This is a genomic window from Pseudomonas sp. FW305-96 (assembly GCF_058783825.1).
This window is the reverse complement of record NZ_JBYSYW010000011.1, coordinates 41,018-54,437: the sequence shown is the minus strand read 5'-3', so window position 1 is coordinate 54,437 and position 13,420 is coordinate 41,018. Positions and strand designations below refer to the sequence as shown.

Annotated in this window: 16 protein-coding genes; 9 read left to right on the top strand and 7 right to left on the bottom strand. The window is 65.0% G+C overall.

Annotation, left to right across the window (positions count from 1 at the left end):
• Positions 1–21 precede the first annotated feature (21 nt).
• Positions 22–477 (bottom strand): flavodoxin, encoded by a 456-nt coding sequence (locus AC3WL2_RS10990; protein ID WP_102682533.1) that lies wholly within the window; start codon positions 475–477, stop codon positions 22–24.
• Positions 478–661: 184 nt separating this feature from the next.
• Here AC3WL2_RS10990 and AC3WL2_RS10985 point away from each other — a divergent pair, with 184 nt between their 5' ends.
• The 5 genes from AC3WL2_RS10985 to AC3WL2_RS10965 all read left to right on the top strand — a co-directional run bounded on the left by AC3WL2_RS10985 (position 662) and on the right by AC3WL2_RS10965 (position 3,416).
• A complete protein-coding gene (locus tag AC3WL2_RS10985; RefSeq protein ID WP_102682534.1) occupies positions 662–1,285 on the top strand; it encodes a hypothetical protein in 624 nt (207 codons plus the stop codon).
• A gap of 147 nt (positions 1,286–1,432) precedes the next feature.
• Positions 1,433–2,005: a putative antibiotic biosynthesis monooxygenase gene (locus AC3WL2_RS10980; RefSeq protein WP_102682535.1), complete on the top strand. Its 573-nt coding sequence runs from the start codon at positions 1,433–1,435 to the stop codon at positions 2,003–2,005.
• Positions 2,006–2,081: 76 nt separating this feature from the next.
• Entirely contained in the window at positions 2,082–2,774 is a 693-nt protein-coding gene (folM, locus tag AC3WL2_RS10975) for a dihydromonapterin reductase (protein WP_102682536.1), read from the top strand.
• Positions 2,775–2,785: 11 nt separating this feature from the next.
• Positions 2,786–3,082: a DUF1244 domain-containing protein gene (locus AC3WL2_RS10970; protein ID WP_102682537.1), complete on the top strand. Its 297-nt coding sequence runs from the start codon at positions 2,786–2,788 to the stop codon at positions 3,080–3,082.
• On the top strand, positions 3,075–3,416 hold the full coding sequence (locus AC3WL2_RS10965; protein WP_102682538.1) for a HopJ type III effector protein: 342 nt from the start codon (positions 3,075–3,077) through the stop codon (positions 3,414–3,416). The genes AC3WL2_RS10970 and AC3WL2_RS10965 overlap by 8 nt, the downstream gene beginning before the upstream one ends.
• 38 nt (positions 3,417–3,454) lie before the next feature.
• Here AC3WL2_RS10965 and AC3WL2_RS10960 read toward each other — a convergent pair whose 3' ends face one another.
• The 4 genes from AC3WL2_RS10960 to AC3WL2_RS10945 all read right to left on the bottom strand — a co-directional run bounded on the left by AC3WL2_RS10960 (position 3,455) and on the right by AC3WL2_RS10945 (position 7,608).
• Positions 3,455–4,363 carry an alpha/beta hydrolase family protein gene (locus AC3WL2_RS10960; RefSeq protein ID WP_102682539.1) on the bottom strand — a complete coding sequence of 303 codons (909 nt, stop codon included), beginning with the start codon at positions 4,361–4,363 and terminating at the stop codon, positions 3,455–3,457.
• Between the two features lie 190 nt (positions 4,364–4,553).
• Positions 4,554–5,240, bottom strand: a complete 687-nt coding sequence (locus AC3WL2_RS10955; protein WP_102682540.1) for a GNAT family N-acetyltransferase — start codon at positions 5,238–5,240, stop codon at positions 4,554–4,556.
• Between the two features lie 167 nt (positions 5,241–5,407).
• The gene (fabV, locus tag AC3WL2_RS10950) at positions 5,408–6,607 is read right to left on the bottom strand and encodes an enoyl-ACP reductase FabV (protein WP_102682541.1); all 1,200 of its coding nucleotides are present in this window, start codon (positions 6,605–6,607) and stop codon (positions 5,408–5,410) included.
• Between the two features lie 149 nt (positions 6,608–6,756).
• Positions 6,757–7,608: a LysR substrate-binding domain-containing protein gene (locus AC3WL2_RS10945; protein WP_102682542.1), complete on the bottom strand. Its 852-nt coding sequence runs from the start codon at positions 7,606–7,608 to the stop codon at positions 6,757–6,759.
• A gap of 134 nt (positions 7,609–7,742) precedes the next feature.
• Here AC3WL2_RS10945 and AC3WL2_RS10940 point away from each other — a divergent pair, with 134 nt between their 5' ends.
• The 4 genes from AC3WL2_RS10940 to AC3WL2_RS10925 are packed head-to-tail and all read left to right on the top strand — an operon-like array spanning position 7,743 to position 11,912.
• A complete protein-coding gene (locus tag AC3WL2_RS10940; protein ID WP_102682543.1) occupies positions 7,743–8,792 on the top strand; it encodes an agmatine deiminase family protein in 1,050 nt (349 codons plus the stop codon).
• A complete protein-coding gene (gene aguB / locus AC3WL2_RS10935) occupies positions 8,789–9,685 on the top strand; it encodes an N-carbamoylputrescine amidase (RefSeq protein WP_102682544.1) in 897 nt (298 codons plus the stop codon). The genes AC3WL2_RS10940 and aguB overlap by 4 nt, the downstream gene beginning before the upstream one ends.
• Before the next feature lie 3 nt (positions 9,686–9,688).
• Entirely contained in the window at positions 9,689–10,783 is a 1,095-nt protein-coding gene (locus tag AC3WL2_RS10930; RefSeq protein ID WP_102682545.1) for an extracellular solute-binding protein, read from the top strand.
• A gap of 4 nt (positions 10,784–10,787) precedes the next feature.
• Positions 10,788–11,912: an agmatine deiminase family protein gene (locus AC3WL2_RS10925; protein ID WP_102682546.1), complete on the top strand. Its 1,125-nt coding sequence runs from the start codon at positions 10,788–10,790 to the stop codon at positions 11,910–11,912.
• A gap of 48 nt (positions 11,913–11,960) precedes the next feature.
• On the opposite strand, the gene AC3WL2_RS10920 is transcribed toward AC3WL2_RS10925, so the two are convergent.
• Both AC3WL2_RS10920 and AC3WL2_RS10915 read right to left on the bottom strand, forming a co-directional pair.
• A complete protein-coding gene (locus AC3WL2_RS10920; protein WP_102682547.1) occupies positions 11,961–12,680 on the bottom strand; it encodes a YiaD family glycine zipper/OmpA-like lipoprotein in 720 nt (239 codons plus the stop codon).
• A 95-nt stretch (positions 12,681–12,775) separates the two neighbouring features.
• Complete coding sequence (locus AC3WL2_RS10915) at positions 12,776–13,420, bottom strand: MBL fold metallo-hydrolase (protein WP_102682548.1); 645 nt, start codon at positions 13,418–13,420, stop codon at positions 12,776–12,778.

Below are 13,420 nucleotides of genomic sequence, written 5' to 3'. Positions count from 1 at the left end.
GCGGGACCGGCCCAGGCAAAATCAGCCTTTCAGCACAGCCGCAAATTCCGCCAGCCACGGCTCGGCATCGGTCTCCGGTGTCACGGTCTCACTGGCATCGAGTCGCAGCATCGGCAGCACTTCGTTCACCCCCAGCTCGGCGAACAGCTCGCGCATCTGCTCGCCACCGCCGCAGTAGGTGTCGCCGTAGCTCGAATCGCCCAGGCCGATCACCGCTCCCGGCAGGCCGCGCCAGGCCGCCGGCAGCACGTCGCGGATCGCGCTGTACAACGGCATCAAGCTGTCGGGCAGCTCGCCCATGCCGGTGGTCGAGGTCACCGCCAGCAATGCGTCGGGGCCAAAGCCCTCGATGTCCTGCAGGGTGGCGCGTGCCGCGTGCCAGGCTTCAAGACCGGCTGCCTTGAGCAGCGACTCGGCGTGGCGGGCGACTTCGTCGGCGGTGCCGTACACCGAACCGGAAATAATGGCGACTTTCATCGGGTGAGGATTCCGAAACTGAGTGAAAACGTAGGATACTAGCACTCGACAGTGGCAAAAGGCCGCCTCCGGCTAAAGTCACAGGCTTCAGGATTTTCCGACGAATGACCGGAACGAAGCGGATTGAGCACTGTCCACCGCCGTGAAGAAATCGCCGTTACCGATCGCCCCTTCGAGTCAGACCATGCAAGCAGACGCCCTACTCTCCCAGGACGAACTGGATTTCATCCAGGACATGCAGCATTCGCCCCAACTGAACCTGGCCGACCCCATGTCGAGCCTGCTGGTCAATGGCGACCGTCGTCTCAAGGACCTGCTCACCCGCCTGGTGGCCAACGAGCAGGTGACGCTGCAGGCCAGCTTCAACAACCAGCAGTTGAGCTTCCCCCTGCAACTGGTCGAGGATGAATTCCACGCCCTGCACCTGCAACTCGGCTCGCCGGACATCTACGAGGATGGCCCCAGGCTGCGGCCCTGGCGCCTGTCGCTGCAGCCTCCGATCGCGTTGCTGGATGATCATGGCCAGGCCAGTGACCTGTGGGTACGCGACATTTCCTTCAAGGGTGTGCTGCTGGAAGTGCGCGATGGTGCTCAAGCCCCTGCGCAATTCAACCTGCGCTTCGCCGCCGAGGACATCCCGCCGATCGGCCTGCACGGCGCGCTGCGCCGGCGCATCGGCCCGCGCCTCGCCGCCTACGACCTGACCCACACGCCGGCCGAAGAGATCGAGCGCCTGCGCGAGTACATCCTCCAGGCCCACCGCAAGGCTCACCCCGAACTGCACGCCCAGGCTCCCTGCACCGCCTGAAGACCGTCCAGCCCCTGAAACTGACTGGTCATGATTGATCGGCGATAATCCGTGCCCGATTCTTGCAAGCCCGCCTGCGCCGCCCATCACCCCGGGCCGCAAGCCAGGGGCCGGCTACCCGCCAGCCCCGTCGCCAGGAGATACACGATGTCTACTCCACCCGTCACCTTGATGGTGTCGCGCCGCGCCGCCTGCGGCCGCTACCAGGACCTGCTGGCCTGGCTGCACGAAGGCGAGCAATTGGCCACCGACTTTCCCGGCTACCTGGGCTCGGGCATCCTCGCCCCGCCGAGCGAGGGCGACGAATTCCAGATCATCTTCCGCTTCGCCTGCGAACAGACCATGCACGCCTGGGAGCATTCCGCATCGCGCAGGGCCTGGCTGGAGCGCGGCAACGGCCTGTTCGAACGCCCCAAAGAGAGGCGCGTGAGCGGTATCGACGACTGGTTCGGCACCAATACCGTGCAAAAACCACCGCGCTGGAAGCAGGCAACGGCCATCTGGCTGGCATTCTTTCCGGTTTCGCTACTGTTCAACCTGCTGTTCGGCCACTGGCTGGCGCCACTCGACCTGTTGCCTAGAGTGCTGCTCAGTACCCTGGCCCTGACGCCATTGATGGTGTACCTGTTCATCCCCCTGTCCACCCGGCTGCTGGCCGGCTGGCTCAACACCACGCCACGCGCCGCCACCGAACGTTCCCAGGGGCTGCGCAGCCGCTGAGGCACGGGCTCGCAAGGCCGCGCAGTTCGGGTATGCTGGGGCATCACGCACGGACAGACGAACAGACCGCCCGAACATGAACAGCCCAATCCTCATCACCGGCGCCAGCCAGCGCGTCGGCCTGGCCCTGGCCCTGGAGCTGGCCCAGGCCGGCCATACGGTGGTCAGCGCCAGCCGTACCTTGCAGGGGCAGGCTGCCCACCCGAACATCCAGCAGTTCCAGGCCGACCTGACCCGCGGCGAAGACCGCCAGGCCCTGATCGACCACCTGCACGGCCACTACGACGGCCTGCGCGCGATCATCCACAACGCCTCGCTGTGGCTCGACGATGGCCTGGACAACCTCGATACCATGTTCCGCCTGCACGTCGAGGCGCCCTACCACCTCAACCTCGCCCTCGGCGAGCTGCTGAACAAGGTGGACAAGGCCGACATCATCCACATCTGCGACGAAACTTCCTCGCGCGGCAGCAAGAGCCACATCGGCTATGCCGCGACCAAGGCCGCGCTGCAGAACATGGTGCTGTCGTTCGCCGAAAAGTACGCGCCGAAGGTACGGGTCAACGGTATCCTGCCCGGCCTGCTGATCCTCAAGGAAGGCGGCGACGAACAGTACCGCCAGCAGACCCTGAAGAAAGCCCTGCTCGAATTCGAGCCCGGCGCCCGCCCACTGATCGACGCCGTGCTGTTCCTGCTGCAAAGCCAGTACAGCACCGGCAGCCAGGTGGTCATCAATGGTGGCCGCCATCTGAAGAACCGCATGACCTGAAGAGACCGCCCATGACCCCGCAACAACAGCTCGAACTCGAAGCCGCCGCGTTCCGGCGCCTGGTCGACCACCTGCAGAAACGTACCGACGTGCAGAACATCGACCTGATGAACCTCTCCGGCTTCTGCCGCAACTGCCTGTCCAAGTGGCTCAAGGCCGCCGCCGATGATCGCCAGATCGAGCTGAGCCTGGACGATGCCCGTGAGCAGGTGTACGGCATGCCCTATGCCGAATGGAAAGCCCAATACCAGAACGAAGCCAGCGCCGAGCAGAAAGCGGCGTTCGAACAAGGAAAACCGCGTGACTGACCTGAATAGCCTGCGCAGCAGCCTCGCCAGCGGCGAACACGTTTTTGCCGACACCCTGGCCTTCATCGCCGCGAACTACAGCTACCAGCCCCAGGCCTTCGACAATGGCGACGTGCACAACGCCGCCGGGCAGAACGAAGGCTCGTGCAAGACCCTGGGCCTGGCGCTGCTCGAAGGGTTGAGCGACCAGGAGGCGCTGCTGGCCTTCGGTGAGCATTACCGTAGCGTGGTCGCCACGCCCGAGGGCAGCGACCATGGCAATATCCGGGCGCTGATCAAGCATGGGCTGGCCGGGGTGAAGTTCACCACCCAGCCACTTGCGCGCCTGGGCTGATAGCAGATGGGGCCGCTGTGCGGCCCCAACCGGACACATCAACTGATGAGCCGGCCTGGTGTTCCAGCCTCAAGGCGCCCCTTCTGCAACCACTCCAGCGCAATCGGCCACAGGCTTTCACGAAACCGATCGTGAAAGAACGCGAAGTGCCCGATCTCCCCGACCGAGATATCCACAGGCGCCACCCGCAGATGCCGCCGCTCGCCCGTTCGCAGGTACCCCAACAATCGTTCAGTGGCCGCCACCGTGCCGAACGGATCGTCAGTCAGGCTGATGGCCAGGGTCGCCGCCTGTACCTGGGCAAATGGCATCGCCGACAGCAGACGCCCACTGGGCCGCTGCTCGTAACGCGGCGTACGGGCAACCCAATCGCGCACCACGCCGGCCGGGGTGTCTTCCAGCCAGCCCAGGCGCTTGCCGGGGAAATAGCCGAACATCCGGGTCAACAGCGGCATCACCACGTGCCATTTGCCGAACAGCTGCCAACGCTGCTCCGGCGCATAGTCGCGCCAATAGGCGAACTGCGCGCCCACCAGCAGCGCATGGCGCACCTGCCCCGCCGACGGCGCCAGCCCGAGCGCCCAGCCGCCGAAGCTGTGGCCGACCACATGCATCGGCTGGCCCGGATGCTCGGCGGCGGCCAGTTGCAACATTGCTTCAAAGTCCAACCGGCCCCAGTCGCTCCAGGACGCCTGGAAACCGCGCAGCGTGGCCGGGCGTGACTCGCCGATGCCGCGATAATCGTAGGTGAGCACGTCAAAGCCCTGGGCGAACAGGTAGTCGGCGAAACGCGAGTAGTAGCGGCAACGCACCGAGGTGGCGGCGTTGATGATCACCAGTGGACGCAGGGGGTCGGGTTCGGCGTGGCGCCAGCGAAATCCGCCGAGGCCATAGCCGTCGGCGGCGACATGACGAAAGGCACAGGCGGGTTGGGTAAGGCTGCTCATGGCGCACTCCCTGCGGCGTCTCGCCATGCTGGCGGACGGGCTGTTGTCGTGCGCCAACGCTAGCAAAAAAATGCCCGAACAGCTCAAGCTCCTTGTAGGAGCGGCTTCAGCCGCGATCACCAGCGAAGCTGGTGCCATACACCACGTTGGCTTCATCGCGGCTGAAGCCGCTCCTACAGGTCCTGTGCCCTCAGGTAGTGGGCAGCGCCCGCGCCACGCCCGGCTTGCGCAGCACCGCCAGGCGCGAACCGTGGTAGCGGGTTTCGCGGAACAGCTTCCAGCGACCGAACAGGCCATACACATGCATCACCCGGCCCTGCTCGTGGTAGCCCATGCGCAGGTGCAGTTTCATTGCTGGCACGTTGTGGGTCTCCACCACGTCCACCACCTTGTGGCAGCCCTTCTCGCGCATGGTGTTCCACAGCTCGACCTGGGCCGTCACCGACAGCTCGCTGCCAAAGTACGGCCGGGTCATCTCGCCGCCGAACTCGAAGAACTCGCCGGGTTTCACCGGGAAGGTGCAACCGTAGTAATGCTTGTCGTGGTAATCCACCACGCTGGCCCAGATGAATGCTACGGCATCGCCCTGCTCATCCAGGTACATGTGCCCGGTATGGCCCTCGGCAGCCAGCTCGCGCATGGTCTCGACACGGTCGCCGAAATGCCGGGCGAAGGCATCGGCATTGGCCGTGGTGATCTGCACCAGAGTGACCGGCGCATGCGCCTTGAGGCTGTGCGGCGGCACAGGGCTGATCAGGTCGCGCTCCATCCACAGCAGTTCCCAATGGAAAAACACGTAGCGCTCGAAAAAAGTCTTGAAGGTGCGCTTGAGGCCCTTCCGGCGGATGCGTTCTTGTAGTTTTTGCAGTACGCCCATTGCTCCCTCCTCGGCGCCGGCGAAATTGCCAGGCCAATAGCTGGGGTATAGATCAGGCGGAGGGTGGCCATGGCAAAGGGCCAGCGAGGGATTTGTTTCAGAATATTAACAAGTCGTCGGCGGGAACCGCGCAACCGCCATCAACGGCTGCGCGGTCAAGGACTTGCTTACAGCTCGATGCAGTCGAACCGTACGTCGGTGGCTACGTCTTCGTCGTAGTTGACGTCAGCGCGCTCGAAACCGAACAGGTTGAGGAACTGTTTCTTGTAACCGGCGTAGTCGGTCAGCTCGAACAGGTTCTCGGTGGTCACCTTCGGCCACATGGCACGGCAGGCGTCCTGCACATCATCACGCAGCTCCCAGTCGTCCAGACGCAGTCGGCCTTCGTCGTCCAGTGCAGCCGGCGCACCGTCCGCACGGTACATGCGGTCACGGAACATGCGGTCCAGCTGGTGCTGGGTACCTTCGTGGATACCCTTCTCCTGCATGATCTTAAAGACCATCGACAAGTACAGCGGCATCACCGGGATGGCCGAGCTGGCCTGGGTAACCACGGACTTGAGCACGGCCACGTTGGCACTGCCACCAACTTTGCCGGCCAGGCGCTGGGCGGTTTCGTCCAGGTCCTGCTTGGCCTTGCCCAGCGCGCCGTCCCAGTAGATCGGCCAGGTGATGTCGGAGCCGATGTAGCTGAAGGCCACGGTGCGGGCCTGCGGTGCCAGCACGCCAGCGGCATTCAGGGCGTCGATCCACAGTTCCCAGTCCTGGCCACCCATCACGGTGACGGTATCGGCGATTTCCTGCTCGGTGGCCGGCTCGATGCTGGCCTCGATGATGGTGTCCTTGTTGGTGTCGATGGCGGTCGACTTGTACGGCTGGCCGATCGGCTTCAGGGCCGAGCGGATCACTTCACCGGTCTGCGGCAGCTTGCGCACCGGCGAGGCCAGGGAGTAGATGACCAGGTCGACCTGGCCGCCCATTTCGTTCTTGATCAGGTCGATGACCTTGGCACGGGCTTCGTCGGAGAAGGCATCACCGTTGATCGACTTGCTGTACAGGCCTTCGGCCTTGGCGAACTTGTCGAAGGCGGCGGCGTTGTACCAACCAGCGGTGCCGGCCTTGGTCTCGGTGCCCGGCTTTTCGAAGAACACGCCGAGGGTGTCGGCCTTGAAGCCGAACGCCGCAGTGATGCGCGCGGCCAGGCCGTAGCCGCTGGAGGCACCGATCACCAGGACTTTCTTCGGACCATCCTCGCGCACGCCCAGCTTGCGGGTGGCTTCGATCTGGTCACGGACGTTGAGCTCGCAGCCCTTGGGGTGAGTCGTGGTGCAGATGAAACCGCGAACCTTGGGATGAATGATGGCCAATGTCTGTACCTCGTCAGGTTTAGGCTGGGGCAGCGCCCGGATCGGGGTGCTGCCGTTTGATCTAGAGGGTGAGACTACCCTCGCAAGTCATCCGACACATATTACGGGGTGATCGGAGCAATGAAAAATCGCAGCGGCTCTGACAAACGCTATGCCTGCACCAGCGCCGCCTTCAACCACCCCAGGAACTGCCTCGCCAACGGATCCTCCTGGCTTTCCCAATGCACCAGGCAGCTCCACACCGGCCCGCGCACGCGCTGTACCGACAAGGGCCGCAGTCGCCCCTCGTCCACCAGCCGCCGCGCCAGCAACTGGCTGACCAGGGCAATCCCCAGCCCCTCACCCGCCGCATCCAGCAACAAGCCAGGGTCGGAGAAGTTCAGCCCCTTGCCTTGCTGCCCCACGTCCTCACCGCCCTCCAATTGCCAATGGCTCCAGTCCATCTCCCGCTCGCCATGCAGGGTGGTCCGCCCCTGCTCGGGCAGGTCCGGGTGGCATGCCGGGTACAGCTGATCCGGGTGCAGCACGGTGAAGCTGCATTCGGCCTGGGCGCCGATATCGTCGCGGATCGCCAGGTCGATAGTCTCACTGGCCATGTCCGGCACCTCGAAGCTGGTGAACAGCCACAGGTCCACTTCCGGGCAGCGCTGGTGGAAGTCCGCAAGGCGCGGCAACAGCCAGTGGCGGGCGAACGCCGGGGTGGTGTTGACCACCAGTTGGTTGGGCTTGCGGTACTGCTCCAGGCGGCGAATGCCCACCGCCAGTTGCTGCAACAAGGCCTGAGTGGTGCTGAGCAGATCGTGCCCGGCGTCGGTCAGGCTGACGCTACGGCCACTGCGGTGGAACAACGGCTGTTCCAGGTAGCCCTCCAAGCTGCGGATCTGCTGGCTGATTGCCGACTGGGTGAGGTTCAGGGCCTCGGCGGCCTTGTGGAAGCTGCCTAGACGGGCGGCGGCTTCGAAGCCGCGCAGGGCGTTTAGCGGGGGCCAATGCTTGAGCATGCTGATAAGCCTGACTGATCAGAAATACGCTAAATCTATCGTTTGTCGCCCCGGATTCCCAGCCATAACATGGACGACAACACCCGCGACGGCGGGCTTCGTTGATAACAATCCCTAATAGATCGGAGTTCACTATGACCCTGTCCCTCGACAGCGGCTGGCGCATGCCCGCCGAATGGGCCCGCCACGCCGCCACCTGGATGATCTGGCCGCACAATCAACCGCTGTGGGAGTCGGGCTGGGGCGTGACCCTGGCCGACGTGCAGCGCGACTACGCCCGGGTGGCCGCCGCCATCGCCCGCTTCGAGCCGGTGAAAATGGTGGTCGATCCGTCGGCCATGAACATCGCCCGCGAACTGTGCGGCGCCGGTATCGAACTGATCGAGCTGGCCGTGGACGACAGCTGGTGCCGCGACAGCGGCCCGACCTTCCTGATCCACCCGCAACAGGGCATGGCGGGCTTGAGCTGGCGCTTCAACGCCTGGGGCGGCAAATCCGAGCACGGCAAGGACCGCAGCCTGGCCCGGCGCATCCTTGACCACCTCGGCCTGGAAGGCCTGAGCACCCCGCTGTGCAACGAAGGCGGCGCCATCCATGTCGACGGCGAAGGCACCCTGATCACCACCGAATCGGTGCTGCTCAACCCCAATCGCAACCCGGGCCTGAGCAAGACGGATTTCGAGGATTGCTTCGCCCGCCTGTTGGGCATCCGCAAGACCATCTGGCTGCCGGGCGACCCGCAGTATGTGACCGGCGACATGACTGACGGCCATGTCGATGGCGTGTGCGCCTTCGCCCGCCCCGGCGTGCTGCTGGTCGACGCCACCCACGACCAGGGCTCGGTGTATGCCGAAGTGGCCCGCGAGAACCGTCGTGCGCTGGAACTGGCCACGGACGCCCAGGGCCGTTCGTTTGAACTGCTCGACTTGTTCGAGGCCACGGCGGCCGTGGACAGCGAAGCCGAAGTGTTCTGCGCCTCCTACACCAACTTCTACCTGGCCAACGGCGCGGTGATCATGCCGGCCTATGGCATCGACGCCGACCAGGCGGCCGCGCAGCAACTGGCCCAGGCCTTCCCCGGTCGCGAAGTGGTACCGGTGCGCATCGACCATATCGCCCACGGCGGTGGCGGCATCCATTGCATCACCCAGCAGCAGCCTGACTGGCAGGGAGCGCGCTCATGAGCACGCTGCGCATCGCCACCACGCAAATGGCCTGCAGCTGGGACCTGCCGGCCAACCTCGACCACGCCGAACAACTGGTGCGCCAGGCCGCTGCCCAGGGTGCCCAGGTGATCCTGTTGCAGGAGCTGTTCGCCACCCCGTACTTCTGCATCGAGCAGTGCCACAGCCACCAGGCCCTGGCCCAGGACTACCACGACAGCCCGCTGCTCAAGCGCTTCGCCGCGCTGGCCAAGGAACTGGGCGTGGTCCTGCCACTTAGCTGGTACGAACGAGCCGGCAACGCCTTCTTCAACTCGCTGACCGTGGCCGATGCCGACGGCCGCCTGCTGGGCGTGTATCGCAAGACCCACATCCCCAACGCCATCGGCTACCAGGAAAAGGAATACTTCAGCCCCGGCGACACCGGTTTCAAGGTCTGGGACACCGCCTTCGGTCGCCTGGGCATCGGCATCTGCTGGGACCAGTGGTTCCCCGAGACCGCCCGTTGCCTGGCGCTGATGGGCGCCGAAGTGCTGCTGTTCCCCACCGCCATCGGCTCGGAGCCTGGCGCCGCCGAACTGGATTCACGCGACCATTGGCAGATGGCCATGCGTGGCCATGCCGCCGCCAACCTGCTGCCAGTGGTGGCCGCCAACCGCGTCGGTCATGAAGTGGCGCGCAGCGACGACAGCCTGAGCATGCGCTTCTACGGCTCGTCGTTCATCTGCGACCACAAGGGCGCGATGCTGCAAGAGGCCGACCGTGACAGCAGCGGCGTTTGGCTGCACGACCTGGACCTGGCGCGCATGCGCGAAGACCGCCTGAGCTGGGGCATCTACCGCGACCGCCGCCCCGCCATGTATGCGCCGCTGCTGACCCTTGACGGCCGTACCCCACAGACCGCGAGGGCCTGAACCATGCCAAGCCGTCCATCGAAACTGCTCGCCATCGCCGCGCTGGTGGCCTGCGCCGGTATTGCCCAGGCCGAGCAGGACGCCCTGCGCCTGTACAACTGGGCCGACTACTTTGCCGAGGACACCCTCAAGCGTTTTACCGCCGAAACCGGCATCCCGGTGATCTACGACGTCATGGACGGCAGCGAGGTGCTCGAGGCCAAGCTGATGTCCGGGCGCAGCGGCTACGACCTGGTCTTCCCTGGCGACACCGTGGCCGAACGGCTGATGCGCGCCGGCAGCCTGCAGCCACTGGATCGCAAGCAACTGACTGCGCTCGACGATATCGAGCCCGGCCTGCGCCAGTTGCACGACCGCTACCCCAAGGCCAGCCAGGCCACCGTGCCCTACACCTGGGGCACCATCGGCCTGACCATGGACGCGAAGAAGATCCGCGAGCGCCTGCCCGACGCCCCGCTCGACAGCCTCGCCCTGCTGTTCAAGCCGGAGCTGGCGGCCAAGTTCGCCGACTGCGGCATCTCGATGATCGACTCGCCCGACGAAGTGCTGGCCGTGGTGCTTCACTACCTGGGCCGCGAGCCGCGCAGCGCCAAACGTGAAGACCTGGCCGCCGCCAGCGAGCTGCTCAAGGGCATCCGCCCGTACGTGCGCAAGCTGCAGTCGCAACCGGTCACCGAGCTGGTCAATGGCAACACCTGCCTGTCGCTGGGCTACAGCGGCGACGTGATCCAGGCCCAGCGCACCGCCGAAGCCGCGGGCAAGGCCATCGACTTCCAGTACCGCGTGCCTCGCGAAGGCACCACGGTGTGGATGGACACCATGGCCATCCCCGCCGATGCCAAGCACCCGGAGTACGCCTATCGTTTCATCAACTTCGTCATGCGCCCGGAGAACATGGCCGCGATCAGCAACTTCACCGGCTACCCCACCGCCAGTGCCAAGGCCCGGTCGCAGGTGGACGCGCGCCTGCGTGACAACCCGGACATCTACCTCAGCGATGCCACCTTCACCCGCTTGATCCCGGGCAAGGACATCCCCCAGGCCGACATGCGTGCGCGCATGCGTGTCTGGACCCGTTTCAAGACCGCACAGGACTGACCCCATGCCCACCCGCCGCACTTTCCTCCAACACATGAGCGTCGTCGCCGGCCTCGGTGCTGCCGCCAGCTTCGGCCTGCCCTTCGGCAGCGGCAGCGCCCGCGCCAGCGAAGCAGGCCGCTGGTTCATGCCCGACGAGGGTGAGCCGCACCAGCGCGCCTACATCGCCTTCGGCGCCCAGGACGCCATCTGGGAAGACTTCACCGAAGACGTCCAGGCCGCCCTCGGGCGCATCGCCCGCGCCATCGCTGCCTACCAGCCGGTGACAGTGTTCTGTCGCGCCAGCGAACGCGACATTGCCGAGGAGGAATGCGGCAGCCACAACATTACCTATGTCGAGACCGAGCTGGACGACATCTGGATGCGCGATATCGGCGCCAACTTCGTGGTTGATGACGATGGCGCCCTGGGCGCCGTGGACTTCAATTTCAATGGCTGGGGCGGCAAGCAGCAACACCGCCATGACGCCAAGCTCGCGGCCCGCGTCGCCAAGCTGACTGGCGCCCGATACCAGCAGAGCGAGCTGGTGGGCGAAGGCGGCGGTATCGAAGTGGACGGCCATGGCACCGGGATCATGACCGAGAGCAGCTGGATCAACGGTAATCGCAACCCCGGCTGGAGCAAAGCCCAGGTCGAGGCGGAGCTGAAGGAGCGGTTGGGGCTGCGCAAGATCATCTGGCTGCCGGGCATCAAGGGCAAGGACATCACTGACGCCCACGTGGACTTCTATGCCCGCTTTGCCGCGCCCGGCGTGGTGGTGGCAAACCTGGACAACGATCCGGACTCCTACGACCACGAGGTGACACTCAAGCACCTCGAGATCCTGCGCAACGCCACCGATGCCGACGGGCGCAAGCTACAGGTGCATACGCTGTCGCCGCCCTTGAAACCAAGGCGCAGCAAGTTCAACGAGGACAATCCTGATTTCGCGGCGGGGTATATCAATTACTTCGTGATCAACGGTGCGGTGATCGCCCCGCAGTTCGGGGACCGCAGTGCCGATGAGCAGGCGCGGGCCTTGCTGGTGGAGCTGTACCCAGGGCGCAAGGTGGTGCAATTGGACATCGACGCCATTGCGGCGGGAGGGGGCGGGATTCACTGCGTGACCAACCAGTGCCCGGCGCTTTAGCGCGATTGCCGGGGCTGGCGCGCCGCCCCGGCATCGTCAAGCTGGCGCTTATGGATACTGCTGCACGGTGCCTTGCTGGTCATACTGCTGGCCCGGGATCGGCTTCAGGTTGACCTCGACCCGACGGTTCTGCGCACGGCCATTGGCGTCGGCGTTGCTGGCGATCGGCTGGTCCGGGCCCATGCCACGCACGCTGACCCGCGACGGGTCCACCCCCTGCGAGGTCAGGTAGGTGCTGACCGACTGGGCGCGGCGCTGCGACAGGTCCATGTTGTGCTGGCGGCTGCCGGTGCTGTCGGTGAAGCCCACCACTTCGATGGTGTTCTGGTTGAACTGCTTGAACGAGTTGGCCAGGTTGTTCAGCGGCGAGTAGAAGCTTGGGGCAATGTTCGCCGAATCGGTGGCGAAGGTAATGTTGCCCGGCATGATCAGTTTGATCTGATCACCCTGGCGCTGTACTTCGACGCCGGTATTGGCCATCTGCGCCCGCAGCTCGGCTTCCTGCTTGTCGGCGTAGTAGCCGTAACCGGCAGCGGCGGCACCGACCGCGGCGGCGCCGATCAACGCCCCCTTGCCACGGTTGTTGTGGTCGATGGCGGCACCGGCGATGGCGCCGGCCAGCGCGCCCAGGCCACCATACTTGGCGGTCTTGCTCATCCCTGTGGAGCCCTGCGCCTGGCCCTGGCTGTCATACGGGTTGGGGCTGGCACAACCAGACATCAGCGCGGCGGCGGTAGCGACGATAATCAGACGACGCATGGTGAACATGGACAAGCTCCTACTGAAATTCAAAAGTGCAGCGGATCGACTACGGATCTATGCCAGCCTTGGATTGCAGCGCAGCGGAAAAATTCCATGAAACCTCAGGCGCGCACGAAGGGGTTCTCGCGCATCTCGTCGCCGAGGCGGGTGTCCGGGCCATGGCCGGTCACCACGATGGCGTCCTCATCCAGGCGGTACAGCCGTTCCTTGATGGAACGAACGATAGCCCGCTGATCGCCTCCCCACAAATCGGTGCGCCCGACACCACGGCGGAACAAGGTATCGCCGGCGATCAGCAACTTGTGCTCGGCGAACCAGAAACTCATCGAACCCGGCGTGTGCCCGGGGGTGTGCAACGCCACGCCGCAGCCGCATGCCAGCGCCTCGTCGTCGCTAAGCCAGCGGTCCGGCGACGGTACCGGCGTATAGGGCACGCCGAACATCTGACACTGCATTTCCAGGTTTTCCCACAGCGGCTGGTCGGCCTTGTGCAGGTGCAGCGTGGCGCCGGTCAGCTCCTTGAGCCTGCCCGAGGCGAGGAAATGGTCGAAGTGCGCATGGGTGTGGATGATGCTCACCAGGGTCAGGCCATGATGCTGCAGGCGGGCGAGGATCTTCTGCTCGTCCCCGCCTGGGTCGACGACGATGGCGTGCTTGCTGACCAGGTCACCGATCAAGGTGCAGTTGCACTGCAAGGGGCCAACGGGGAAGGTTTCGCGGATGAGGGTTACCACAGGATTTGCCAT

Excerpts from the sequence above, each read along its gene's own strand:
- AC3WL2_RS10990 (WP_102682533.1), bottom strand. The coding sequence starts at position 477 with ATGAAAGTCGCCATTATTTCCGGTTCGGTGTACGGCACCGCCGACGAA.
- AC3WL2_RS10985 (WP_102682534.1), top strand. The coding sequence starts at position 662 with ATGCAAGCAGACGCCCTACTCTCCCAGGACGAACTGGATTTCATCCAG.
- AC3WL2_RS10980 (WP_102682535.1), top strand. The coding sequence starts at position 1,433 with ATGTCTACTCCACCCGTCACCTTGATGGTGTCGCGCCGCGCCGCCTGC.
- folM (WP_102682536.1), top strand. The coding sequence starts at position 2,082 with ATGAACAGCCCAATCCTCATCACCGGCGCCAGCCAGCGCGTCGGCCTG.
- AC3WL2_RS10970 (WP_102682537.1), top strand. The coding sequence starts at position 2,786 with ATGACCCCGCAACAACAGCTCGAACTCGAAGCCGCCGCGTTCCGGCGC.
- AC3WL2_RS10960 (WP_102682539.1), bottom strand. The coding sequence starts at position 4,363 with ATGAGCAGCCTTACCCAACCCGCCTGTGCCTTTCGTCATGTCGCCGCC.
- AC3WL2_RS10955 (WP_102682540.1), bottom strand. The coding sequence starts at position 5,240 with ATGGGCGTACTGCAAAAACTACAAGAACGCATCCGCCGGAAGGGCCTC.
- AC3WL2_RS10945 (WP_102682542.1), bottom strand. The coding sequence starts at position 7,608 with ATGCTCAAGCATTGGCCCCCGCTAAACGCCCTGCGCGGCTTCGAAGCC.
- AC3WL2_RS10940 (WP_102682543.1), top strand. The coding sequence starts at position 7,743 with ATGACCCTGTCCCTCGACAGCGGCTGGCGCATGCCCGCCGAATGGGCC.
- aguB (WP_102682544.1), top strand. The coding sequence starts at position 8,789 with ATGAGCACGCTGCGCATCGCCACCACGCAAATGGCCTGCAGCTGGGAC.
- AC3WL2_RS10930 (WP_102682545.1), top strand. The coding sequence starts at position 9,689 with ATGCCAAGCCGTCCATCGAAACTGCTCGCCATCGCCGCGCTGGTGGCC.
- AC3WL2_RS10925 (WP_102682546.1), top strand. The coding sequence starts at position 10,788 with ATGCCCACCCGCCGCACTTTCCTCCAACACATGAGCGTCGTCGCCGGC.
- AC3WL2_RS10920 (WP_102682547.1), bottom strand. The coding sequence starts at position 12,680 with ATGTTCACCATGCGTCGTCTGATTATCGTCGCTACCGCCGCCGCGCTG.
- AC3WL2_RS10915 (WP_102682548.1), bottom strand. The coding sequence starts at position 13,420 with ATGGCAAATCCTGTGGTAACCCTCATCCGCGAAACCTTCCCCGTTGGC.